This is a genomic window from Weissella thailandensis, assembly GCF_005405465.1.
Lineage (GTDB): Bacteria > Bacillota > Bacilli > Lactobacillales > Lactobacillaceae > Weissella > Weissella thailandensis.
This window is the reverse complement of sequence record NZ_BJEC01000005.1, coordinates 20946-44575: the sequence shown is the minus strand read 5'-3', so window position 1 is coordinate 44575 and position 23630 is coordinate 20946. Positions and strand designations below refer to the sequence as shown.

Here is a 23630-nt window from a genome sequence, read left to right as displayed (position 1 = left end):
ATTATTTTCTCCGCAAAGCTAACAAATCATGCGATAGCTCGGCTGTTTGTCCATAAATTTTCTTGTATAATTCGTAATATTCACGATATTGCGCAACATTTTCTGGTACCGGTTCATAAGTTTCACCAAAACTGGTAAATTTATTTGCGGCTTCTTGTACACTATCAAACCAGCCAAGACCAACAGCTGCTAAGATAGCTGCGCCCATACCGGGACCTTGTTCATTTTGAAGTGCTATCACTTTTGTATTAAAAATATCTGCCTGAATTTGTAACCATAACGATGACTTTGCACCACCACCAATGGCGACAACTGTATCAAAACTCGTACCAGCCGCTTCATAAATTTCAAACAAATCTTTAAATGAATAGATAATCCCTTCTAGAACCGATCGCACAAAGTCTGCACGGGTCTGTGTGCCATCAACACCAATAAATGCTCCGCGAATGTCACCATCTCCACGTTCACCAACAATGTATGGCGTAAACAGCAGACCATTAGCGCCAATTGTTGACGACTTTGCAGAATCAACCATTTCATCAAACGATATCTCACTAGCAAAATTTTTCTTAAACCAAGACAATGAACAGCCAGCTGCCAACGTCACACCCATTGAGTAAAACTTATTAGGAATGGCATGATTGAAAAACGTTACTTTACCATGATAATTAACATCGGCTGTGTCCTCATACTTCAAGACAACTCCTGAGGTTCCTATCGATGACATGACCATATTTGGCTGCAAAATAGCTGCTCCAACTGCTCCTGCCGCATTATCAGCTGCTCCACCAATAACTTGTGTCTCAGTGTTTAAGCCTGAAAATTCGGCATAAGCATTTGAAATTGATCCGACATTATCGATTGATTGAATAATCTCAGGAAACATATTTGCGGGTAAATCAAATACTTCTTGTACCCGTTTTGACCAAGTCCCTGCTGCAACGTCTAAGGCGACTGTCCCTGCTGCATCAGATATCTCCATTTGTAATTTACCGGTCATACGATAGCGTAAATAATCCTTGGGTGTCACAATTTTATCAATTCGCGAAAATGTCTCTGGCTCATTTTCTTTTAACCACAAAATAGCTGGAAGCGTGAAACCTTCTTGTGCACGGTTACGTGTGATATTAATGAACTCATCACCCATTTGCTCATTAATTTTACGTGTCTGTTTAGATGCACGCGTATCATTCCATAGAATTGCTGGACGAACAATCTTACCCGATTTATCTAATGTCACCAATCCGTGCATTTGTCCAGAAAATGAAATACCCTTAATTTGTTCTGCCTTTAAATGGTCATTTAGTATCAATCGTACGATAGCAACCGTTGTTCCACTAACCCATTCTTCAGGATTTTGTTCACTATATCCCGGTGCGGGTTGTGACAAGGGATAATCATATGCCTCCTGTGCAACGATTGTTCCTTGCCGGTCAACAGCCGACACTTTAACTGCCGATGTTCCTAAATCGACGCCTAATACAACTTCTTTTGTCATAATTATTTCCTATCTTTTTTATATAAACAAAACGCTCCAATCAGTAATTAGATTGAGGCGTCTTGTGCTTGTATCCTGTCAAATTTAGTTAAAAGTTGGACCTAAAACAGAATAAATATAATTATTTAACGTTGCCTTAATTGCCTCAAGGTGTTGTGATTCAACTTTATCAAAGATTTCATCATTCGTCTTATGAAGAACATAATCTTCAAACGTCTTCAAAGAACCTTCACCATTTTCGAAGTCTGCAAAGATACCTTCGTCAAATGATGCGTAACGATCATGCTTAGTCTTCTCTAAGAAGCCATCTTCATACATCTTCATCGCAACACGGAAACCAGCTGCATACGTATCCATTCCTGCCATGTGTGCATAGAACAAATCTTCTGGCTTAAATGATGCTCGCCGTACTTTAGCGTCAAAGTTCAAACCACCCTTAGGTAGACCACCATTCAAAATAAATTCATACATAACCAAGGTTGATTCATAGATGTCGTTAGGGAATTCATCGATATCCCAACCGGTTTGCTTATCACCCATGTTTGCATCAAGTGAACCTAACAGTCCTGCTTCACGAGCAAAACGTGCTTCGTGCTCATACTTATGGCCAGCCAAGTAAGCGTGGTTACCTTCAATATTTAACTTGAAGTCCTTTTCCAAACCATATGTTTGTAGGAATGAAATAGTTGTTTGAACATCTGTATCATATTGGTGATCAGTTGGTTCCTTAGGCTTTGGTTCCAACAACAATTGACCAGTATAACCAATTTCCTTAGCATAATCACGTGCCATCTTAAAGAATGCGGCAATATGATCTAATTCACGTTTTGTATCTGTATTTAATAGTGACTCATAACCTTCACGGCCACCCCAGAAGACATATGATTGTGACCCCAAGCGCTTGGCAATTTCTAGTGAATGCTTGATTTGAGCAGCTGAATAAGCAAAGACATCAGCGAATGGTGTGGTTGCACCACCAGCTAGGAAACGCTTATCCGTGAATAATGATGATGTGTTCCAAAGTAATTTCTTACCGGTTTCTTTCATTTTTTGTTCAATCTTATCAACCACTTTATCCAAATTAGCATTTGTTTCAGCTAATGTCTTTCCTTGTGGTGCCAAATCACGGTCATGGAAGGCAAAGTATTCTAATCCTAACTTATCCATAAACTCAAATAAGTAATCAACTTTTGCTAAAGCATGGTCCATATCTTCCATGTCATCAACACCATCAACATCCCATGGACGAACAGCAGTACCTTCCCCAAATGGATCAACTAAACGCTGGTCCATGGTGTGCCAATAAGCAACTGAGAATTTCAACCAATCCTTCATTGGTTTTGTTTCACCGTTGATTGTAAATTCTTCATCAGGATTGTAATAGTTATATCCCTTAGTATCTAAGAAATCCAATCCTTTCTTTCCCCCAACATAATCTACTTTTGGAAAATCAAATAATTCAGTCATTTTTTTCACCCCTATAATGAATATCTAACTCTTATTTGAGTTAGTCTGTTTTATGTACCAACCAACTTAAAAGGACTATTCTAGACTGAAATATTCAATTTATCAACTATTTTCTGTCAAAACAACAAACTTTTCTATCATTTAACGACCATAAAAAAATAACAATTGCTATAATCACAGGCTATAACAATTGTTATTTTTTATTTATTTTCTTGATATGCAAATACCAAATTATATTCATCCAACCCCAGTACATGGTGGGTAATAATTGAACAAGCACCCAGTAACGTTGCACAATTCGACTGTTTTGTCATATACAGTTCTGGCACCATGTCTAAACTCTTTGTTGTCGTTTGAATGGCCGTAAAAATTCCAGGAATATCTTCCATCAATTTCGAATTAATAAATATTTTTTCTGGTGAAAATGACACTGATGCGTTGTAAATAACTCGCGAAATAGCAGCGATAAACAAGTCAACAACCCGTTGTGCATCTTCATCTCCTTCATGTAACAATTTTTCTAGACCTTCACGATCTAGGCCAGTAGTTTTCTTCTGTTTCTGAATACTTTCAATAATGGCATCTTCAGAACAGAAATTTTCAACTTTTTTAAAATTATATTGGTCCCGTTCGTCAATATTGGTAAACATCAACGAGCTTCCAATCTCACCAGCCGCTCCTTTAAATCCGTGATATAAATTACGATTTAAGATAATACCGGCACCAATTCCTTTATGAATACTAATACTTAAAATATTGTTATCATTTTGCGCCGCGTTAAAATCTCGCTCGTATACGGCAGACAAATTAGCTTCATTTTCCAATACAACTGGTACATGGTACTCGTCTTCAAATACTTGTTTCAAATCAACATCTTTCATATCCAAGAATGGTGATTTCACAATTTCATTATCATAGACCACCCCATGTATTGAAAAAGCAATACCTAGCAATCCCTGTTCTGTCTCCATCTCAGCATCAATTGTCTGAATTTGTTTATTAACAATATCAATAATCTTGTAAATATCACGATTATTGATTTCAATTCGTTCATAACCAACGCTTTTGCCGTTAAGCAAATTAGACATAATATGTAAATGACGGTAACCTAAATCAACACTTACTGTATAACCAAAATTATCATTTATGGTTACCAAAGTTGGCTTACGTCCACCCATTTTAGATGCTTCACCACTACCAATTTCTTTTAAATAGCCCATCTCATCTACTTCATTATACAAGGTCGTAATAGATGATTTATTCATACCCAAATTTCTAGCAATCTCAATCCGTGAAATTGGTGCATTATTAATAACCTGTTGGAGCACCAATCTTAAATTTCCTTGGTGGAAAGACTCTTTTTTTGTTCCTTCATTCATTATATTTTCTCGTTTCTAACTATTTTAGTTCGCTTTATTATATAACTTTATCATATTTCCTAAAATGATAAGGTATCAAAAAAGCCAGTCACAGACTGGCCATAGTTTTTTTAAATTTCTGATTGATGTCCTTGTTGAACCTTAGGAGTATTTATATGTGCACGCATTGACTCTTCAATATCTTCCAGACTACGGTTACGTGTTTCAAATACATACCTTTTCACGAACCAAATAGCTATGAAGCAAAGAACGCCATAAATTAAGAATAGACTTCCGGTTCCAAAAAAGTCCAATAATGATGGGAATGTTAGTGAAACCAATGTGTTCGCTGTCCAATTGATAACACTGGCGAAAGAGTTTCCTAACCCACGAATATTTAATGGGAAAACTTCACCAATCATAACCCACATAACAGGTCCCCAAGTTCCTGAGAAAAATGCAATATAAATCGTTAGTGCAATAACACAAATAACTGCAGCAGTCTGTGATTCACCGGAAAACTTCATTGCAATACTCATAACAAATAATGAAATTCCCATTCCTATGGAACCTATATTCAACATTTTCTTACGATCAAACTTATCCATGATAGCCACTGCAACAGCGGTTACTATAACATTAAAAATTCCAATACCAATATGCGCTATTAAAGCTGCCGATACACCAAAACCAACATCAGTGAAAATAGTTGGTGCATAATATAACACAGTATTGCATTCCATTACTTGTTGGAAAATAGCCAATCCAATTCCAATAACCAAGGCTGGTCTGGTCATCTTACCAAATAGTTCTGACCAACCACCACTTTTAATATTAGCTGCTTCATGAATGTTTGCAAGTTCCTTATCGACAGCTTTTTGATTTCCCTTGTTCATATTTAGTAGAACGTCTTCAGCCTTATCAGCTTGGTTAATCTTAACCAAAAAACGAGGACTTTCAGGCAATAATAGTCCACCAAAGAAAAGAATCACCGCTGGAATTGCTGCAAATCCAAGCATCCAACGCCAACCTGTATAGAATCCAGAAAAACCATAGTTGGTTACGTATGCCACGAAAATACCAGTCATAACCATTAACTGGAACAAACTAGAAACTGTACCACGCTTATCAGCGGGTGCTAGCTCTGCCAGATACGTTGGAATCAATGCTGATGCCGCACCAACAGCCATTCCTAAAATAATTCTGGAAATAACTAGCGTCCAAAATTCTGGTGAGAATGCAGAGCCAAGTGCTCCAACAAAGAAAATTATTGATGATAGAATCAACAATTTTTTTCGACCAAATTTATCTGAAGATGGTCCAATTATGGCTGCACCGAGAATTGCACCAATCAATACAGCACTAACAACCCAACCTTGTTGCCAAGAATTCAGTGCCATCTGCTTTTGAATAAATAAAATAGCTCCAGAAATAACTCCAGTGTCGTATCCAAACAATAGACCGCCTAAGGCCCCAAAGAAATAGATAAAACCTGTAGAAATACGTCTCATATTTCTTTCCCCTCTTTTTACTACTGACTAGCAACGTTTTATTTAATTTTAAGTAAGTTGGTTTTGTACACCAACTATTATAACACAACAAAATTTTGTTGCAAAAATCTATTAAACAAGGTAATCCACTTTACAAAACAAATTTTTTCTCACAGAACTACGCTAAAAAGCAGCTGAATTCATAATGAATTCAGCTGCTTAAAATACAATTATTTAATTAAAAATAGTCTCATGTCATCGTACTATATATTTTAAATTGAAAATGCCAAATCACCATCGTAGGCAGCTTGGAATATTTTAACAATATCCTCTTTTGTACCGACACGTGGATTTGAAGCAGCATTACCATCCTTCAAAGCATTTTCAGCCATTAGTTCGAAGTCCTTTGGATCAGCACCAATTTCTTGAATGGTTTCTGGAATACCAACATCATCTGAAAGTTGCTTCATCCCCTTGATAGCAAGTTCTGCTGCATCACGTGTTGATAATCCTTCTGTATTTTCTCCCATAAATTCAGCCAACTCTGCAAAGCGTTGTGGATCAGCAATAAGATTATACTTTTCAACGTAAGGTAGCAATAACGCACAGCAAACACCATGAGGTGCATCATACTGACCACCCAACTGATGTGCCATGGCATGAACATAACCTAAGTTCGCATTATTAAATGCCATTCCAGCCAACATCTCTGCTTCTACCATCTTTGTTCGTGCATCCAAATTGTGACCATTTGCGACCGCTTCTCGTAGTGATGATTCAACAAGTCCAATGGCTTCAATACATTGTAAGTCAGTAATTGGATTATGATCAACTGAAACATATGGCTCGATTGCTTGCACAAACGCATCCATTCCCGTAGCTGCTGTCAGGCCTTTAGGAACATCTAACATTAGCGTTGGATCATTAAATGAAACCAACGGAATGTTACGCCATGATACGACCACAAACTTTAAATGTGTTTCTTCATTTGTAATAACTGCATGACGAGTCAATTCAGAACCCGTTCCGGCAGTTGTATTAACCGCAATCAATGGTGGCAAGGCATTATCAAGTGTTTCGATACCAGCTAACTTCGTAATATCAGAACCATTAGTTAAAATAATTCCTGCACCCTTACCAGTATCATGAGCTGAACCACCACCAATCGTGATAATTGAATTAGCATTCTCCTGCTCGTACAAATCTTTCACAGCTTGAATGTTACGAATCTTTGGATTAGGTTCAACACCGTTATAAATAACGTAATCCACTCCGGCTGCTTCCAATGATGCAATGGTTTGTTGCACTGCACCGCCTTCTAATCCTTCCAAAAATTTATCTGTGACTAACACTGGCTTCTTCATTCCCAGAATCTTGGCACGTTCCCCAACTTTACCAATAACATTGGGACCAAAAAAGTTAACACTCGGCATCAAAAAATCATAACTACGCTCAGTCATTATAAAATTTCCCCCTTTTAATTTTACCTGACTTGAAAAAAGTTAATTCAACTAATACCCCTAACAGGGCAACGAAAGCAAAGATATCGCTTTCAATAATATTAATTGTATCATATATATATATCAAATTTCATTATCGAGAAACTTGGAGTATCTATTAATAACTGATGAATAGTGTAAAATAGTCTCTAACAATATTTATTAACAATTTACGAAAGGCCTAAGGTGTATCATGGGAAAATTACAAATTATTGGTAGATTAGCAAGAGTAGCAGCGACTGCTGTAACCCCCGTCGCACTAGATGAGGCAACTAAAATTATCAATAATCAGCTAGATAAAAGAAAGCATTATGTCAAAATTCCTGATGTGAAATCACTATCTCTAGATGAGGCTGGCAAAGTTCTTGAACAATATAAATTCAACTATGCACTAGTAAAAGTGCCCGCTGATATTAAATATGCCTACAATGATAGTGATACTGTATTACATATCCTACCAAAGGGTGGCACAGCAGTGGATCCAACAACCTTTGTGAAAGTTTATTATGCAGATGCTGACACAATTGAAAAAAGCAATATCTTATCAAAAGAGATGGCCAATCAAAAAATTAACAAGCAAGAAAAGCGTCAACAAACGATGCGAAATGTTACCAACAAGTCTAAGCAAGTTGTAACACGTGTCGGTAATAAAATGCCATTTCGAAAAAAAGACGCCGATAAATAATTTAATATCATTTATAAGGTTGGGACGAAAGAAAATGTGCCAACCTTTTGTAGTAAGTACTGTTCTGACATAATATTTTTCTCCTATGTAACCCGTTTTGTACTTCTCATTACCAACTATTATAAAAGACATATTTAAAATATCTCTCATAACTCGGATGTAACCATATGCAATAAATTAATTGTTATATTATAATGGTCCTTAAATTCAGAAAGATACACACCACTAAAAATTACCCCGAGGCCAACATGACACAAGCAAAATATCGTAACATCGCCAATAAAATTTTGGTCCGTATCCAAGACGGCACCTACCCTTTGCATAGTTTTATCCCAAAAGAAATGGATTTAGTCGAACAATTCCAGGTTAGTCGACCAACTATTCGCCAAGCTATTCAAGTATTAGTTAATGAAGGTTATTTGGCACGTCGTAAAAAACTTGGCACTTGGGTTAAAGCAACCAAAATTGAACAAGGTTTCACCCACGTGATTAAAAGTTATTCTGATGAAATGGACGAAAAGGGTGTCATTCCCAAAACCAAGGTCATTAGCTTAACCAAAATGACCGTCACACCAGAAATTCAATCTGAATTGCACTTAACTGATAAAGACACTGTTTTTGCATTAACTCGGCTACGATATGCCGATGATAATCCTATTTTATTAACCACCTCATATATTCCCACGAAGTATATTCCTGATTTTGATCAACATGATTTTGAAAAAGAATCTGTATTACACATATTCGAATACCATAATCTCTATATGACACATGCATCTCGAGAACTTGAATTACTACGAGCGGATGAAACAACGGCGGCATTATTAGGCATTTCGCTTAATGATCCCCTATTCTACTTTCATACCATCACCTATACTAACCAAGACGTACCAGTGGAATATGCCTTGTCTAAATATCGTGGTGATATTAGTTCTTTCAAAATAGAAATTAACCAATAAAAAGCCATGCTGAACTAAGTCTAAAAAATTAAAGCATAGTTTTAGCAACCTCATTAAAAATTTAATAAAGCCCCGTAAGTTTTAGAAATTACTCTAACTTACGGGGCTTTATTTATTTTTTAACTGGTGAACTTGATACCTATAATACCAATTAACAACAATAAAACGAAAAACCATGTTGCAATTGATAATTGATCCTTAAAAATTATCACGCCAATTATAATTGACCCCACTGCACCAATTCCTGTCCATACAGGATACGCAATACTTAAATTTAGATGTTTGGTTGCCTGCGATAAGAAGAAGAAGCTCAATATCATACCGATAATGGTCAAAATAGAAAAACTAAGTTTACTAAAACCATTACTCATTTTCATAGTAGCAGCCCAAAAAACTTCAAAAAAACCTGCAATAACCAAATTAGTTCAACTCATTAAAAGAATTCCTTTCAAAAAAAAGAAGCAATTAACAGCTCTCACATTGGCCTAAGAGAGTTGTTAATTGCTTTTATGTCCGGCGACAGTATTTAATTTACGTTCCTATTACTAGTATCTAATCATTTCCTACTACGAAATGCAAGATTTTACTTTTGAAAATAACGGTAACTTACGACATGCCATTCAGCGAAAAGGGACTGAATATTTTTCTATTAAGCTTTAAATGCCTTATCAATAGCGTTATATTCGTCTTCCGTTATGTGAACATCCATTGACTTTGCTAAATCAGTTGCTTGTTCACCATTACGTGCACCTGGAATCACTAGTCCAATATTTGGATTAGCCATGTACCATGCCAAAACTGTATGTGTCAAAGTTGCATCATGTGCATCGGCAACTTGCTTTAGAACATCAAGTCCTTTAATAATTTGATCAAACTTTGCATCATCTAAACGGTCAAACTTTGCACGATCATCAGCACCATAACGACCTGTTAGTAATCCTGATTCTAATGGGAAATAAGGGACAAAGCCAATACCATTTTCACGCAAGTAATCAAAACGTTCTTGCTCTTGATCACGGTGAGCCAAACTATAGTAGTCCTCATCAAAGTCAACCTTACCAGTAGCATTGGCCTCCTTTAATTGATCAAAACTAAAGTTTGATACCCCAATAGCACGAATCTTACCCTCTTGCTTCAACTTATCAAGGGCTTCGACCGCTGCTAATTTATCAGATGTGTCATCTGGGAAATGAATATAGAAGATATCAATGTAGTCTGTCTTCAAACGCTTCAAAGAGTCCTCAACTGTTTTAACCAAAAACTCTGGACTGTTATCAGGCTCATAATCCTTATCTGGATTTTGAGCACCCTTCGTTGCAATAATAATCTTGCTACGATCATAATCTTGGATAACATCCCCAATAATTTCTTCGGAACGTCCCAAACCATAAACAAAAGCTGTATCCAACACATTAATGCCTGCATCTAGTGCAGCACGTACTAAGTCATAACCATCTTGCTCATCTAAATTATCGAATAAGTTGTGACCACCGACTTTATTAGTCCCCAAGCCTAACTTGTGTGCAAATTCTAATGTCATTATTTGTACTCCCTCTATTATTTTTATTGTGTGATGAAGCAAGCGCTTCATTTCACTTATATGTTAACATACTTTTCTTAAGTTAGTAAAAACAGAGTGTGACAAGAAATGCTTTGAGTCCGATTGTAACGACGGTACCACGTTTTTTGATCGTAGCAGCGCGAAGATCAGGAATCGTGGAATCTCGTTACATTAAGGACTCAGTTTCTTGGAGCACGTTTATGCAGAGCATGACATCAAGCGCTTTGCATTCCGGTATAAGACCTGTTTCGTTCCCTGGCGCTGCAAGCGGCTGGGGCGAAATTGGGCTTATATAAGGAATGCTGCTTGGTGGAAGGCGTTTACAGAGTGTGACAAGTAGCGCTTTGAATTCGGTTGTAAGGTTATTAATGGTGTTTTTGGGCGGAGCAACGCGAAGAACAAGAACACCATTAATTGCCTTACATTGAGAATTCAGCTACTTGGAGCACGTTTATGCAGAGTGTGACAAGAAATGCTTTAAGCCCGGTTGTCATTCCTAACTAAAATGTTGCCTGCTCTAAATTCAACAAAGCTTTCTTGCGGGCAAGTCCCCCTGCATAACCGGTCAATGAACCATTACTACCAACGACACGATGGCAAGGAATAAAAATCATAAAAGGATTGGCACCAACAGCGTGACCAACCGCGCGTGACAAATTTTTTGCTCGCTGTTCATCATCCGTTAGTAAATGACAGATTTGCTTGTAAGTGACCGTCTGACCATAAGGCAATTGCTGTAACGCTTGTAACACCTGTTGCTGAAATGGACTGACCTTGAGCTTAAGGGGAATAGTCGCAACGTCTGGTGCTTTCCCAGCAAAATAATCAGTTAACCATTGTTGTGCTTTTTGTAACACCAACGTATTCGTCTCTTCCGCTTCAGTTAAATCATACTTACCACCGAAATGTTTTTGGTTTTCAAACCAGCACCCTAACAATGCCTGACCATCACTTAACAAGGTCAACTTGCCTAAAGGCGTTTGCATGACTTGAAAATACTTCATGACTGTTACCTCCCTACCCTCTATTTATTTTCCTCAATCCGTTTCATTAAATAGGCGATAACACCCCGAATCATCTTTTTAGTTATCGCATCCAATGAACATCTTAATAAACTTTCCAATTTAAGAATAACGATCCATCCTATCAAACGTAATCGATCAACATGTTGCGGCACTTGCTTTGGCCACATCACACATGATAATAGCATTTTATCAAATCGGTCACCATGACCAAAAGTATATTGAGTCATCCACAAACTAACTACCTTGGTTGCTACCAACTGCTTAATGAACTTATCCTTGTGTTTGGCAATTTGGACCACTAACCCATCACGCAGTAGCACACTTGTCCGCATGCCTCGTGTCTGCACATCAACAATGTGGCGCGCATTAATCCAAGTTGTCGGGCCACTTTTATAACTTGTAACTGGTACGAAAGCATGATTTTGCATCACCCAACTACGCATCTGACCACGTAATTCCGTTGGCAATAAACAATAATAGGCTTCTACTTGATCACGCCGTTGGTACCCCGTCGCATTTTCCAATTGTTCCATTAATCGATTAGTAGACTGTAATGTATCCACAATCGTACCGTCTGCATAATACACTCGTGATACCGATCGTTGATAACGATCATGAGCAGCAACAATTAGCATCGTTTCATGAGGACAAATGTCACTTGTTTCCGTTAACTGCCCCAAATTTTCCTTTGAGTAACCCTTTTCTGAAATTATGATTGCATGTGTCATAATTATTCATTCCTTTATTGGTATTTTATGCAATATGATTTTTATCAATCATTTGCTGTACTAATTTTAATTATCGGTAATATGTCATCCGCTGAATTCCTAAGCGAATACACCTTTTTGTAACCAAATCGTCCGGATATTTCAACAAATCATATAATAGTTGCTGAACGATTTGCGTACGTGGTTGTTTATTTAAAAGACGTTCAATAGTTACTAGCAAATCAACTTGTTCAAATGCATCCTCATTCTGGATAACTTCAGGTGTTGTTAACACAAAATCATGGCGCTCTTCATATTTTTGGTTACTGCGTTGAATATCACGTAGACGCCATAATAGCCAACGAAACAATTGGCAATTATTTGTCGGCGCTAACTGTTCTCCCGCCAACAAACGTTTCAAAATTAATAGGCGTAATTCTTGCCGATAATCATCAAAGTACATATTTCGCCAATCAATGTGCCCCGTCATTAATACACCACTAATGATTGGTTCGTATTGTTCCCAATGATGGATGAGTTCCTCAGACATATTAAACTCCCTTGGTTGTATTTTTTGTTACCATACCACCCCAACTATCGTAATATGACCAGAGGAATCCTTTAATTAGCCATAGTTCAGAATTATCACTTGTATTAATAACCTTTATAACAGATCAGTCACCATACTTTTGGCCACTTTTTCTATCAAAAAGGGGTAGACAAATCAAAAATTGTCAAATTTGATTAAAAAAATATGACGGATACACATTAAATGCCATCCGCCATATCATTTTTTATTTTTGCTTTAAACTAATTCTAAGACCGCTTCTATGCTGTAATTATCACTACCACTCAATAGCTGCGACACACAACAACGGTTTTCAACCTCTGATACCAATACTCGTGTTTGCGATAGCGTCTGGCCTGGTACGGCAACTTGCGCATGAACTAAAAACTCATTGCGTCCCTTTCCTTTAACATACGCAATCTTTGCATGCGCTTTTGGTTGTGCGTCAATCTTATGCTCTTTTAGAATAACTTCCATCGTACCAACTAAACAAGTACATAATGACATCCCCAACAATTGTTCTGGATTCGTACCAGGATTATCATTTAACGGACTACTAGTCTGTACCTCAATCCCCTCTTTGGCATAAGCATGGCCAGCCAAGCCTTCTTCATTATATGTATCAGTTGTATATAACGCCTTATCCCACCGCACATCATTTTTCATCTTATATCCCCCCCCTTACAATGTATATTACTATTGTAAGCGTTTTGTTCTCAGAAAACATCTTTCATCATATAAAAAAGCAACCCCAAAACGGCGTTGCCTACTAATCATTTTATTTTATAACTGAGTTACTTCTTAGTGACATCACCATCAGCATTCTTAGTTACTTTCATATCATTCACTGGTATATAACCCAGTTTCTTAACTGTACTTTTCATGTCCTTTGATTTAACAAATTTGATGAATTTAGTTGTATTTTTATCAGGTTTCTTGGTTGTATACATGTGCTCGTATGCCCAAATTGACCACTTATTATTCCTAACATTCTTTTCAGTTGGTCTAACTTTGTCAATTGCAATTGGCTTTAGATTTTTTGCCTGATCGCCAGCTGTATATGAAAAGGCTAAGTATGAAATAGCCCCAGGTGTCTTAGAGATAATCTTTTGTACCGCACCATTATCATCTTGTTCTTGTGATGTTTTTGTTTCCTGACCATCCATCACTTCTTTTTCAAAGGTGAAACGTGTCCCAGAACCTTGTGCACGGTTAATCAGCGAAATTTTTTTATTCTGGCCACCAACTTCTTGCCAATTAGTAATTTTACCAGCAAAAATATCACGTAGTTGATCCATGGTCAACGATGATACTTTAATATCAGCATTAACCACTGGTGTAATACCAACCACTGCAACTTTGTGATCCTTTAGTTTGTTAGATTCGATACCATCTTTTTGTTCAGCGAAAATATCTGAATTTCCAATAGTGACATTCCCTTTACCAACCTGGCTTAACCCGGCACCTGAGCCCCCTCCCTGTACGTTCACCGTTACACCGGGATGATTATTTCCAAATTCATCAGCGGCTTGTGCTGCCAAAGGTTGTAATGCAGTTGACCCAACAGCAGTTACCTGCTTTGATGAATCCGCATAAATGTTAGTGCCCGATAAGCCACCAGCAAAAGCCAGTCCTGCTACACTCATCAAAAATAGTCTTTTTTTCATCACAAACTTCTTCTACTGTGGTTGATGTCTGTCATAGTCGCAAAGAGCAGATTTCATTCACAATTGGCTGTTGGTCATAGCATTGGGATATTGCTCCTTACGACACCTATATTGTATAAAGTGAATGTATCGATTTTACCGAGACTTCGTAGTTATTTCATGTGGATTGCGTAAATAATAATGTTACAAACCTTTTTTTACGTAATGATATTGTAGTTAAAAATCTCTAAATTTAATTTTTCAATACCCATTTCTCAAGCACACATGGCATAATAGAATAGTTAACGAATAAATAAAATTTTGGGAGTATTAAATATGTTAAGTATGGACGAATTGATTCAACAATTAGAAGACATCCGCGATGCCGCCTCAGACGTTAAAAAAGTACCTGGTGCACGTACCATCTATTTGGGAGCCGGCTGGTTTTCAGATCGTCAAATAGAAACATTGCTTGCAGCATACAAAGCATTGAACAATAATCCAACCATTAGTTATGTCCATGTGCCATTGTTGAACCAATTTGGTGGCCAAGCATTCGATGAAAATGGTGACTTCAATCCTGATTACACTTGGGCAGTAGCCACTTATAATGCTGATATTACTGCTATTCAAAATACAGACGTCACATTAGGCGTTATTACCGCTGGTAACGAAGATAGTGGTACTGCATTTGAACTTGGCTACGCTGCTGCATTAGGTCGCCCATCAGTTGCTTTCTTTGACGGTGATTGGGAAGCTAAGCCAATCAATTTAATGCCTGCAATCGGACCAGCTTCATACGTTCGTTCAACTGATGAACTAGCAACCTTTAACTTTATGAGTATCGCAACTCGTATTTATGAAGGTAAGATTATTTAATTAAATACCAAATAAAATGGTTGGGACAAAACAATGTGCCAGCCATTTTTTATACTAAGATATCGTATCCAGACAAATTAAAACAGCCCCACGCAGATAGAATGACGTGGGGCTGTTTTTAGGAGAAGTATGTTTTATGTCTGTTTTACATTACTATGCGATCAATCACCTTCTTATTAGTGAACTATTGTTTACCATTGATAATTTGTTTGGTCTTGCCGACCTTTACCAGTTGCTTTATCCAGTAGTACTCGTTGTTCAAAATGAGCCACATTACGTTTCGTTGTTTTGACCATATCTGGGTTAACAGATACATAATCAATCCCTTGTTGAATTAAGAATTCAGTGAACTCTGGATATTGCGATGGTGCTTGGCCACAAATTGAAACAGTTTTACCATCTTTATGTGCGGCTGCAATCAAATGTGCAATGGCACGTTTAACGGTTAGATTGCGCTCGTCAAATAATGATGAAACCGTGTCATTGTTACGGTCTAATCCAAGTAACAACATTGTTAGATCATTTGATCCAATTGAATAACCATCAACAAATTGATTAAATTGATCCGCCAAAATAATATTAGCTGAAATTTCAGCCATCATATAGACCTTAAAGTCTGCTGAACGTACCAGACCAGCTGCGGCCATAATATCGGTTACTTTTTGCGCTTCCGTCACCGTTCTCACAAATGGCAACATCACGTTCAAGTTAGTTAAGCCAAATTCTTCACGGACCTTTTTCACTGCAGCTAATTCAAGTTTGAACGCTTCAATAAAATTAGGGTCATAATAACGTGATGCACCACGCCAACCTAATAGATCAGCTGGTTCGTGTGGCTCAAACTCTTCGCCACCCTTTAGATTACGGTACTCACTAGACTTGAAATCTGATAAGCGGAGGACAACCGGGCGTGGGCTCATCGCACGCGCAACTTTGCTGATACCTTCAGCTAACATCTCAATAACCTTTTCAGACTTACCTTGCTTAATCAAATATAAAGGATGCTCATGAATGTAACTTGTCCAAATGAATTCTTCACGCATCAAACCAACCCCGTCAGCAGGCAAGTTGGCGTACTTTTCTGCCAATTCAGGATCACCTAAATTCATCATGACTTGGGTTGCTGTTGGTGCAAAGTATTCAGCTTGTTGAACCATATCACCAGCAGCAGGAGCCTGTTTAGCTGGTGCTAAGATTGATTGCACCTCGCCATCATATACAACCCCATTTTTAGCATCAACCGTGATGACATCACCAGTTTTGAGTACGTCCATAGCGGCAACACCACGACTGATTGTACCTACCAAACAAGGAATTTGCATCTCACGTGACACAATTGCTGCGTGACAAGTCCGACCACCATTATTTGTAATAATAGCCTTGGCCTTCTTCATCACCGGAACCCAGTCAGGGGAGGTCATCGCCGTAACTAAGATTTCACCAGCTTCGAATTGGTCGATATCTTCTGGATTTTCAATCACATGAACTTTACCAGCAGCAACACCAGGACTGGCTGGTAAACCTTTAACAAGCACTGTTTGATTTTCATTCGAAGTCATTGGCTGCTCCTCTTTCTCTGTTGATTGTTTTTTATTTTTTTGTGACCAAACTGTTTCTGGTCGTGCCTGCACTAACCACAACTTGTTTGTCTTTTCATCCAAGGCAAATTCCATATCCATGTAGCAACCGTAGTGTTTTTCAATGGCTTTCGCATAACCGGCCAATTCTTGTACTTGTTCGTCCGTCAATGAAGGTTTATTTGCTTGTTCTGCAGATAATTTTTGCTCTTCAACACCACCACCGGGTAATCGTTTCAAGGCAATGTTCTTCGTTGTTACATCCTTAGAAACAATTTTTAGGGTCTCTTTATCAACAATGAAGTCATCTGGTGTGACCGTTCCTTGGACAAGATACTCACCTAGTCCCCAAACACTATCGACAATAATCTTCGTATCATCACCAGTACCAACATTCACTGAGAACATCACGCCAGCTGCCTTAGAAAAGACCATCATTTGAATCGTTGCTGACAATGCCACTTGATCATGTGGGAAGTTTTGCTTATGACGGTAATAAGTTGCTCGTTCTGTAAATAGTGAGGCATAACATTCTTTAATTTTTTGGACAACGTCATCACCACCTTGAATGTTAAGGTATGACTCTTGCTGACCTGCAAAAGAAGCATCCGGTAAGTCTTCGGCGGTTGCACTTGAACGAATCGCCACGAATGGCAATTCTTCACCAACTTTTTCAGCCAATTCAGTATAAGATTGCTTAATTTCAGCAACTAAGTCCGCTGGCATTTCGCTATCCGTAATCACCTTGCGAATCTTGACACAGGCTTCATGTAATTCTTTAGAATTTTCATAATCATCAATACTATCAAGGAGGACCTTAATTTTATTGTTTGCTCCAGTTCTAGTCATAAAGTCACGGTACGCATGGGTCGTTGTTGCAAAACCATAAGGTACCGGAATATCTGTTGCAGAAGTCAACTCACCTAGTGAAGAAGACTTGCCACCAACTAAATCAACATCAGAACGATGTAGCTGATCAAACCATAAAATATTAGCATTTTTCTGTTTTCCATGAAAATATCTCTTTAATAAATCGTGCTGAGTTGTTTGAGAAATTTACAAGCACCACCATGAATGATGGCTAAACGGCAGGTTTATTTTCTACATTAAATCTGCAAGCGCTTACTCGAAGTTGTAAATTAAAAGGCCGTTTTACCGACCGCATGTATGTACCTGATTGCAGTAGTTAATCAAGGCACCCGTTTAGGTACGTGACTGATAAGCGTTTTCAAAGTCGCTATCACTCATGAACAAATTTATTGTAGCTAAGCTTTGCACGAATGTAAACACCCATTTTGAACTTTTGTTCATTTGACTAAGAAAACCCGTCAAATTGTGATATAATTTACATAAATTCTACAGGGAGCGCCTAATCAATATGGTCAATATAGCAACTACCAACAAAACTCAGACAGCATTAGAAATTTGCCATTTGTACTATGAGGATGGCCTAAGCCAAAATGAAATTGCTGAAAAATTAAAAATTTCTCGTCCAACAATTTCCCGCCTATTAACCTTTGCAAAGGAAAATGGACTGGTCCAAATAAAGGTCATGGACCCCAAACAAGATTTGAGTTTGTTACAAATACAACTTAAAAAAAAATATCAGCTAAAAGACGTCTTGGTAGCCGAAAACTTCATCGATGATACCCAAATCATCAATGACAAGTTAGGAAAACTAACTGCCGAATATCTCAATCACATCGTAGAAGATAATCATATTATCGGTATCAGTTGGGGACGTACTTTAAACGCCGTTGCCGCCCATCTCATTCCAAACGAACATAACCACGTTAAAGTTGTGCAACTAAAAGGTGGGATGTCAGAGTCCGATTTGAGTGATTATGCCAATGATATTAACCGTAAATTTGCCCAAGCCTTTCATACAAACACGATCAACCTACCATTACCAACTTTCCTCGATAATGCCATTACCAAGGACATCGTCATTAAAGACAAGTTTATTCATGAAATTTATGAAACTGGGAAGCAAAGTAACATCGCCATTTATACAACGGGAACGATTCAAGACCACGAACAGCTATTTGGTCTTGGCTATCTAAACCCCGACGAAATTGATGCCATTCATGAACGTGCCGTTGGTGATATTGTGTCACGTTTTATTGATGAAAATGGACACATCGTTAATCAAGATTTGGACAACCGCACTATCGGTATTGACCTGGACAACCTTCGTCAAAAGGATTATTCCATTTTAGTTGCTGGTGCCAAAAAGAAATTGATTTCGATTCATGGTGCTTTAACTGGTGGCTATGCGAATGTTCTGATTACGGACAAACAAACAGCGATTGATTTGTTGGAAAAATATTAAATACATTATGATAGTTAACAAAAAGCGGTTGAGACCTTGTTTTGTCTCAACCGCTTTTTATAAAAAAATATATTAAGTATCTAATCCAAATCTGCCACGTTATAGGTTACGTATCCTTCATAATAATACGACTGATCGATTCCCTTCAAGAAGACTTCACGGGCATTAATGTCATCTGTTAATGCATGTCTAATTAGGTGTTTCAATTCTGTATCTTTAATTGGGCTCCGTGACATGGCGAGTAAATAATCTTCTTTTTCAATTTTTGACCAATCAATAACTTTTGCCAACGTATGCCGTAATATCATATCTAACCATATCCGCATGCTACGCCCATTCCCTTCTCTAAATGGATGCGCGACATTCATTTCAACATATTTTTCAATAATCTCATTAAATGTGCTTTGTGGTAATTGATCAATATATGCTAATGATGGCTGTAAATACATGACTGGTGCAAATGTAAAACTACCTTTGGCCAAATTTACTTGACGGACTTCACCAGCAAATTCATAAACATCTTGGAATAAGTATTTATGAATAGCCGCCAATCCTGCGAAAGTTCCAATCTCAATCTTATCGATATCGCCAGTGTCATAAAGTTGCTTAGCTGCCTTTTTAGTCAGCTTTTCCTCAACTCTGGCCAATTCAGCAGAAGTCGTGATACCTAACTTATTTTTCATTACCATAAAATTTCCCTGTTATTTTTGCATGCGCTCTACCTGTTCAATAAACCATTGATTAAACTTTTCGGCATCGATGTCAACACCTACCTTCGCATTATGCGTACCCGGTTGATGCCATCTATTTTGGATATCAGCCACGGTCGCACCAATTGCTGGACCATCAGTCGCCACATCAATATTCATTTCCTTGGTAACAATTAAATCTGGCTCAAGTGCGTACAGAATCGTATTTACATCATGCATGGGTTTACCACCCGCATGAACATCTTCATATGCCGCAATAATTTTATACAGCATATCGCCTGACTTTCCCATGTCCTTGATTGTATTAAGGGTCGCAGGCGTGATCAATGCTTTCAGCGTTACATCCAAACCAATCATCGTCTTTTCGATTGGTGCTTCGAACACGATCTTCGCTGCATCAGGATCTGTAAAGACGTTAAACTCAGCAACCGAACTACAATTACCACCGGAAATACTGCCACCCATTAAAATCAACTGTTCCACCTGATCTAAATCATTGGGATATTGTTGGATAAACTCAGCAATATTGGTATATGACCCGGTTGCAATCAGTGTTATTTTTTCATCCGTTTGTGCAACCACTTGGTGAATAGCTTCAACCGCCGATAAATCAATGGGTTCCTTTTGGGGTTCAGGAAAATCATAACCCGGCATACCAGAACTACCATGGATGGCAGATGCATCCACAAATTCCTTTTTCAAGGGTGCCTTAGCGCCCATCGCTACCGGAATATTCTTATTAAAAAATGACAATAACTTCAACGTATTTTTAGTTGTCTTATCTACCGAAACATTGCCAGCAACCGTCGTAATTAACTTAACATCTAAATCCGGATGATTAACCGCCACCGCAATAGCGGCTGCATCATCAATACCAGGATCCATATCTAATATTACAGATGGCATAACATTCCTCCTTTAAATCGTTAACGACCCTAACTAATGTTTACCAAACGAACAGTCCAGCTGTTGCAGCTGAAAGCAATGAAACAAGGACACCAGATAATAGCATGTAACCGACACGTGAACTGATATATTCATTCTTTTCCTTGTTGACCAAACCTTTAAAGGCACCAAGAATCATACCAATCGTTCCAAAGTTAGCGAAACTCGTTAGGAATACAGTCATGACAATTCGAGCATGTTCACTAGAAAATAGTCCCTTACTTGCCATAATTGATTTTGAGATATCTCCCATCACCACGAACTCGTTCGTCACTAACTTAGTTCCCATATATTGGGCCATTTGGAAGGCATCTTGCACATTGAAACCTAACAACCAGGCAAATGGGAACATAATAACACCAAAGATATTTTCAAGCGTCAACCAGTTGAAACCAGTCAAACTAAATAGACGATCAATTAATGCAGCCAAAGCGACGAAAGAAATAAGCGTTGCGGTAATAATTAAAATCAACTTACCCGCACCAAGAATTGAATCCCCCAAGAATGAGAAAAATGGTTCTTTCTTACCATTTTGTGAATCAACCTTAACAATCACATCGTCTTCAGGCTCAACCTTGGTTGGATTCAAAATTGCCGTAATGACGATAGCTCCCAAGATGTTCAGCGGTACGGCGGTCAAAACGTATTCTCCTGGCACCATTTGGGTATATGAACCGATAATAGCTGACGTCACACAACTCATCGACATCATTGCTAGGGTAAAATTACGTCTCGCTGACATCCGCTCTAACTGATTCTTAGAAACCGCCAATACCTCTGTGTTACCCAAGAACATCATTTCAATTGAAAAAAAATGCCTCAAACTTAGGTTGTCCGGTAATGAAAGTCAATGCTTTTCCAATCCACTTAATAATCCATGGTAGAATACCAAAATAAGTTAAAATATCGAATAATGGCACAACTAGCAAAATTGGTAGCAAAGCCGAAGTTACGAAATTAGGTCCACCATTGTTGGCCGTTAACCAATCTGGTAGGGCAAATGCGATACCTTCTGATGCCACATCAATAAGCCAATTAAAGCCGTCAGCGGCTCCTTGCACAGCAATTTGACCGGCTTTGAACTGTGTAAAAAACCAAGCCAAAAATACCTCTAGTACCAGAACGATACCAACAGATTTCCACTGCACGTTCTTTTTATCATTCGAAAATAGATAAGCCACCCCGATAAATACCAGGATGCTTATTACATTAATAGCAATTAACATCTTGTCCCCTCTCACGAAATACCTTTTTTTATACAAATACTGCTACTATTGTCGCACGGTTCGAATATTCACAACAAGCGCTTTTTCTTTTTTCTCACCTGTGCAAATTATAACATTTGCACCTTTGCAACTGGTTACATATGTATCCAAAAATAGCACAGTCAGGCCAAAAAATAATGGTCTTACTGTGCTATTTTCAAAACATTTTTATTTTTCTAAATGCGAACTCTTTGAAGTTTCAAGCATTCGGACATAAACTAACAAACTGACTAAAATCGCAAAGGAAACATAGAAGAAGAAAATATTTTCATGACCAATACTCTTAGTCCAAAGGGCGACATATTCAACCGTTCCACCAAAGAGTGCGACTGTTAAGCCATATGGTAAGCCAACTCCTAAAGCTCTAATTTCAGTTGGAAACATTTCTGCCTTCACAATGGCATTAATAGATGTGTAACCACTGACAATCAATAATCCAGCCAACATTAATAGAAAAGCCATCATGGGACTTGAGAAGTACTTCAAGCCGATAAATATTGGCACCGTTAGCAGCGTCCCCATAATACCAAACCAATACAACAACGGTTTACGTCCAATTCTATCGGAAATCGCACCAAACAATGGTTGGAGGACCATAAAAATAAATAGCGCCAAGAAATTAATCGCTGTGACTGTGCGATTAGGTAGCCCAAGCGTATTGATCATGTATTTTTGCATGTATGTCGTATACGTATAAAAGGCAATCGTTCCTCCAAAGGTCAAGCCAATCACTGTCAGTACTTGACCCGGATATTGCATCAGTGCTCGCAATGAACCACGAGAACCTTTATCTTTTTGATTGGCAGTCGATTCAAACTGTTGCGTCTCGTCCATTGATAAACGCAGATAGAGAACTAAAACAGCTCCTAACGCCCCGACGACAAATGGAATTCGCCATCCCCATGCGCGTAGTTCTGGTTCACTTAAGAAGAATTGCAAAATTCCCTGAATTGCTAAGGCAGCAAGTTGCCCACTAATCAACGTTACATATTGGAAGGATGCATAATAACCCCGGCGATTAGGTGAAGCCATTTCTGATAGATAGGTCGCTGAGATACCATATTCACCACCTAGTGATAGTCCTTGAATCATTCGCACGAGGACTAAGATAATTGGGGCAAAAATACCAATCGTTTGATAATTTGGTACCAACGCAATAATCATTGAACAAGTTGCCATAATCGTCACTGATAATGTCAAAGCAGCCCGTCGACCATGTATGTCAGCAAATTTCCCCATAATCAGGCTACCCAAAGGTCGCATCAAAAAGCCAACCGCAAATACACCTGCCGCACTCAGTAGCTTCGTGGTCTGATCTGTGCTTGGAAAAAAAGAGGGTGCGAAATAAATTGTAAATGACGCATAGATGTACCAATCAAACCATTCAATCATATTCCCCAAAGAACCTTTGACAATGTTGGCAGTGATTTGCCGTTGACTAAAGCTTTGCATATCAGGG

The 23630-nt window shown here is 38.2% G+C and carries 20 protein-coding genes and 1 pseudogene; 4 read left to right on the top strand and 17 right to left on the bottom strand.

Annotated features, from left to right (window positions below; genetic code table 11):
• Nucleotide 1: 1 nt before the first annotated feature.
• From xylB to FFM62_RS03030, 5 genes are all read right to left on the bottom strand, one after another.
• Nucleotides 2–1498, bottom strand: a complete 1497-nt coding sequence (gene xylB, locus FFM62_RS03050) for a xylulokinase (protein ID WP_115470190.1) — start codon at nucleotides 1496–1498, stop codon at nucleotides 2–4.
• A gap of 84 nt (nucleotides 1499–1582) precedes the next feature.
• The gene (gene xylA, locus FFM62_RS03045) at nucleotides 1583–2965 is read right to left on the bottom strand and encodes a xylose isomerase (RefSeq protein ID WP_115470189.1); all 1383 of its coding nucleotides are present in this window, start codon (nucleotides 2963–2965) and stop codon (nucleotides 1583–1585) included.
• Nucleotides 2966–3165: 200 nt separating this feature from the next.
• Entirely contained in the window at nucleotides 3166–4344 is a 1179-nt protein-coding gene (locus FFM62_RS03040) for an ROK family protein (RefSeq protein ID WP_115470188.1), read from the bottom strand.
• Between the two features lie 110 nt (nucleotides 4345–4454).
• A complete protein-coding gene (locus FFM62_RS03035; RefSeq protein ID WP_115470187.1) occupies nucleotides 4455–5834 on the bottom strand; it encodes a sugar porter family MFS transporter in 1380 nt (459 codons plus the stop codon).
• Between the two features lie 251 nt (nucleotides 5835–6085).
• Entirely contained in the window at nucleotides 6086–7273 is a 1188-nt protein-coding gene (locus tag FFM62_RS03030) for an iron-containing alcohol dehydrogenase (RefSeq protein ID WP_115470186.1), read from the bottom strand.
• Between the two features lie 232 nt (nucleotides 7274–7505).
• Here FFM62_RS03030 and FFM62_RS03025 point away from each other — a divergent pair, with 232 nt between their 5' ends.
• Both FFM62_RS03025 and FFM62_RS03020 read left to right on the top strand, forming a co-directional pair.
• Nucleotides 7506–7997 carry a PASTA domain-containing protein gene (locus FFM62_RS03025; protein ID WP_115470185.1) on the top strand — a complete coding sequence of 164 codons (492 nt, stop codon included), beginning with the start codon at nucleotides 7506–7508 and terminating at the stop codon, nucleotides 7995–7997.
• Between the two features lie 248 nt (nucleotides 7998–8245).
• A complete protein-coding gene (locus FFM62_RS03020; RefSeq protein WP_115470184.1) occupies nucleotides 8246–8956 on the top strand; it encodes a GntR family transcriptional regulator in 711 nt (236 codons plus the stop codon).
• Nucleotides 8957–9075: 119 nt separating this feature from the next.
• Here FFM62_RS03020 and FFM62_RS03015 read toward each other — a convergent pair whose 3' ends face one another.
• From FFM62_RS03015 to FFM62_RS02985, 7 genes are all read right to left on the bottom strand, one after another.
• On the bottom strand, nucleotides 9076–9375 hold the full coding sequence (locus FFM62_RS03015; protein WP_261789491.1) for a DMT family transporter: 300 nt from the start codon (nucleotides 9373–9375) through the stop codon (nucleotides 9076–9078).
• A gap of 230 nt (nucleotides 9376–9605) precedes the next feature.
• Complete coding sequence (locus tag FFM62_RS03010) at nucleotides 9606–10496, bottom strand: aldo/keto reductase (RefSeq protein ID WP_115470183.1); 891 nt, start codon at nucleotides 10494–10496, stop codon at nucleotides 9606–9608.
• A gap of 521 nt (nucleotides 10497–11017) precedes the next feature.
• Nucleotides 11018–11521 carry a methylated-DNA--[protein]-cysteine S-methyltransferase gene (locus FFM62_RS03005; protein WP_115470182.1) on the bottom strand — a complete coding sequence of 168 codons (504 nt, stop codon included), beginning with the start codon at nucleotides 11519–11521 and terminating at the stop codon, nucleotides 11018–11020.
• Nucleotides 11522–11541: 20 nt separating this feature from the next.
• Nucleotides 11542–12270, bottom strand: a complete 729-nt coding sequence (locus tag FFM62_RS03000) for a competence protein ComK (protein ID WP_115470181.1) — start codon at nucleotides 12268–12270, stop codon at nucleotides 11542–11544.
• 70 nt (nucleotides 12271–12340) lie between these two features.
• Nucleotides 12341–12799: a hypothetical protein gene (locus FFM62_RS02995; RefSeq protein WP_115470180.1), complete on the bottom strand. Its 459-nt coding sequence runs from the start codon at nucleotides 12797–12799 to the stop codon at nucleotides 12341–12343.
• Between the two features lie 255 nt (nucleotides 12800–13054).
• Nucleotides 13055–13483 carry an OsmC family protein gene (locus FFM62_RS02990; protein ID WP_075270241.1) on the bottom strand — a complete coding sequence of 143 codons (429 nt, stop codon included), beginning with the start codon at nucleotides 13481–13483 and terminating at the stop codon, nucleotides 13055–13057.
• Between the two features lie 128 nt (nucleotides 13484–13611).
• The gene (locus tag FFM62_RS02985; protein ID WP_115470179.1) at nucleotides 13612–14484 is read right to left on the bottom strand and encodes a phosphate ABC transporter substrate-binding protein PstS family protein; all 873 of its coding nucleotides are present in this window, start codon (nucleotides 14482–14484) and stop codon (nucleotides 13612–13614) included.
• 315 nt (nucleotides 14485–14799) lie between these two features.
• Here FFM62_RS02985 and FFM62_RS02980 point away from each other — a divergent pair, with 315 nt between their 5' ends.
• Nucleotides 14800–15342, top strand: a complete 543-nt coding sequence (locus tag FFM62_RS02980; RefSeq protein ID WP_075270243.1) for a nucleoside 2-deoxyribosyltransferase — start codon at nucleotides 14800–14802, stop codon at nucleotides 15340–15342.
• Nucleotides 15343–15533: 191 nt separating this feature from the next.
• Here the strand turns inward: FFM62_RS02980 and ppsA are convergent, their stop codons facing one another.
• Nucleotides 15534–17975, bottom strand: a complete 2442-nt coding sequence (gene ppsA, locus FFM62_RS02975; protein ID WP_115470178.1) for a phosphoenolpyruvate synthase — start codon at nucleotides 17973–17975, stop codon at nucleotides 15534–15536.
• Between the two features lie 322 nt (nucleotides 17976–18297).
• Between ppsA and FFM62_RS02970 the strand changes: the two genes are divergently transcribed.
• Nucleotides 18298–19251 carry a sugar-binding transcriptional regulator gene (locus FFM62_RS02970; protein ID WP_115470177.1) on the top strand — a complete coding sequence of 318 codons (954 nt, stop codon included), beginning with the start codon at nucleotides 18298–18300 and terminating at the stop codon, nucleotides 19249–19251.
• 80 nt (nucleotides 19252–19331) lie between these two features.
• On the opposite strand, the gene fic is transcribed toward FFM62_RS02970, so the two are convergent.
• The 4 genes and pseudogenes from fic to FFM62_RS02950 form a co-directional block, all read right to left on the bottom strand.
• A complete protein-coding gene (gene fic / locus FFM62_RS02965; RefSeq protein ID WP_115470176.1) occupies nucleotides 19332–19940 on the bottom strand; it encodes a protein adenylyltransferase Fic in 609 nt (202 codons plus the stop codon).
• Nucleotides 19941–19952: 12 nt separating this feature from the next.
• The gene (gene rihC / locus FFM62_RS02960) at nucleotides 19953–20867 is read right to left on the bottom strand and encodes a ribonucleoside hydrolase RihC (protein ID WP_115470175.1); all 915 of its coding nucleotides are present in this window, start codon (nucleotides 20865–20867) and stop codon (nucleotides 19953–19955) included.
• Nucleotides 20868–20907: 40 nt separating this feature from the next.
• Nucleotides 20908–22132, bottom strand: a pseudogene (locus tag FFM62_RS02955) (NupC/NupG family nucleoside CNT transporter).
• Between the two features lie 207 nt (nucleotides 22133–22339).
• Nucleotides 22340–23623: an MFS transporter gene (locus FFM62_RS02950; RefSeq protein ID WP_115470174.1), complete on the bottom strand. Its 1284-nt coding sequence runs from the start codon at nucleotides 23621–23623 to the stop codon at nucleotides 22340–22342.
• Between the last annotated feature and the right edge of the window lie 7 nt (nucleotides 23624–23630).

What these genes read in the sequence shown, in the direction of transcription:
- FFM62_RS03030 (WP_115470186.1), bottom strand. Translation starts at nt 7,273, where the DNA reads ATGACTGAGCGTAGTTATGATTTTTTGATGCCGAGTGTTAACTTTTTT.
- FFM62_RS03005 (WP_115470182.1), bottom strand. Translation starts at nt 11,521, where the DNA reads ATGAAGTATTTTCAAGTCATGCAAACGCCTTTAGGCAAGTTGACCTTG.
- FFM62_RS03035 (WP_115470187.1), bottom strand. Translation starts at nt 5,834, where the DNA reads ATGAGACGTATTTCTACAGGTTTTATCTATTTCTTTGGGGCCTTAGGC.
- FFM62_RS02970 (WP_115470177.1), top strand. Translation starts at nt 18,298, where the DNA reads ATGGTCAATATAGCAACTACCAACAAAACTCAGACAGCATTAGAAATT.
- FFM62_RS02990 (WP_075270241.1), bottom strand. Translation starts at nt 13,483, where the DNA reads ATGAAAAATGATGTGCGGTGGGATAAGGCGTTATATACAACTGATACA.
- FFM62_RS03020 (WP_115470184.1), top strand. Translation starts at nt 8,246, where the DNA reads ATGACACAAGCAAAATATCGTAACATCGCCAATAAAATTTTGGTCCGT.
- FFM62_RS02995 (WP_115470180.1), bottom strand. Translation starts at nt 12,799, where the DNA reads ATGTCTGAGGAACTCATCCATCATTGGGAACAATACGAACCAATCATT.
- FFM62_RS03040 (WP_115470188.1), bottom strand. Translation starts at nt 4,344, where the DNA reads ATGAATGAAGGAACAAAAAAAGAGTCTTTCCACCAAGGAAATTTAAGA.
- rihC (WP_115470175.1), bottom strand. Translation starts at nt 20,867, where the DNA reads ATGCCATCTGTAATATTAGATATGGATCCTGGTATTGATGATGCAGCC.
- FFM62_RS03010 (WP_115470183.1), bottom strand. Translation starts at nt 10,496, where the DNA reads ATGACATTAGAATTTGCACACAAGTTAGGCTTGGGGACTAATAAAGTC.
- FFM62_RS02985 (WP_115470179.1), bottom strand. Translation starts at nt 14,484, where the DNA reads ATGAAAAAAAGACTATTTTTGATGAGTGTAGCAGGACTGGCTTTTGCT.
- FFM62_RS03000 (WP_115470181.1), bottom strand. Translation starts at nt 12,270, where the DNA reads ATGACACATGCAATCATAATTTCAGAAAAGGGTTACTCAAAGGAAAAT.
- fic (WP_115470176.1), bottom strand. Translation starts at nt 19,940, where the DNA reads ATGGTAATGAAAAATAAGTTAGGTATCACGACTTCTGCTGAATTGGCC.
- xylB (WP_115470190.1), bottom strand. Translation starts at nt 1,498, where the DNA reads ATGACAAAAGAAGTTGTATTAGGCGTCGATTTAGGAACATCGGCAGTT.
- FFM62_RS03025 (WP_115470185.1), top strand. Translation starts at nt 7,506, where the DNA reads ATGGGAAAATTACAAATTATTGGTAGATTAGCAAGAGTAGCAGCGACT.
- FFM62_RS02980 (WP_075270243.1), top strand. Translation starts at nt 14,800, where the DNA reads ATGTTAAGTATGGACGAATTGATTCAACAATTAGAAGACATCCGCGAT.
- FFM62_RS02950 (WP_115470174.1), bottom strand. Translation starts at nt 23,623, where the DNA reads ATGCAAAGCTTTAGTCAACGGCAAATCACTGCCAACATTGTCAAAGGT.
- xylA (WP_115470189.1), bottom strand. Translation starts at nt 2,965, where the DNA reads ATGACTGAATTATTTGATTTTCCAAAAGTAGATTATGTTGGGGGAAAG.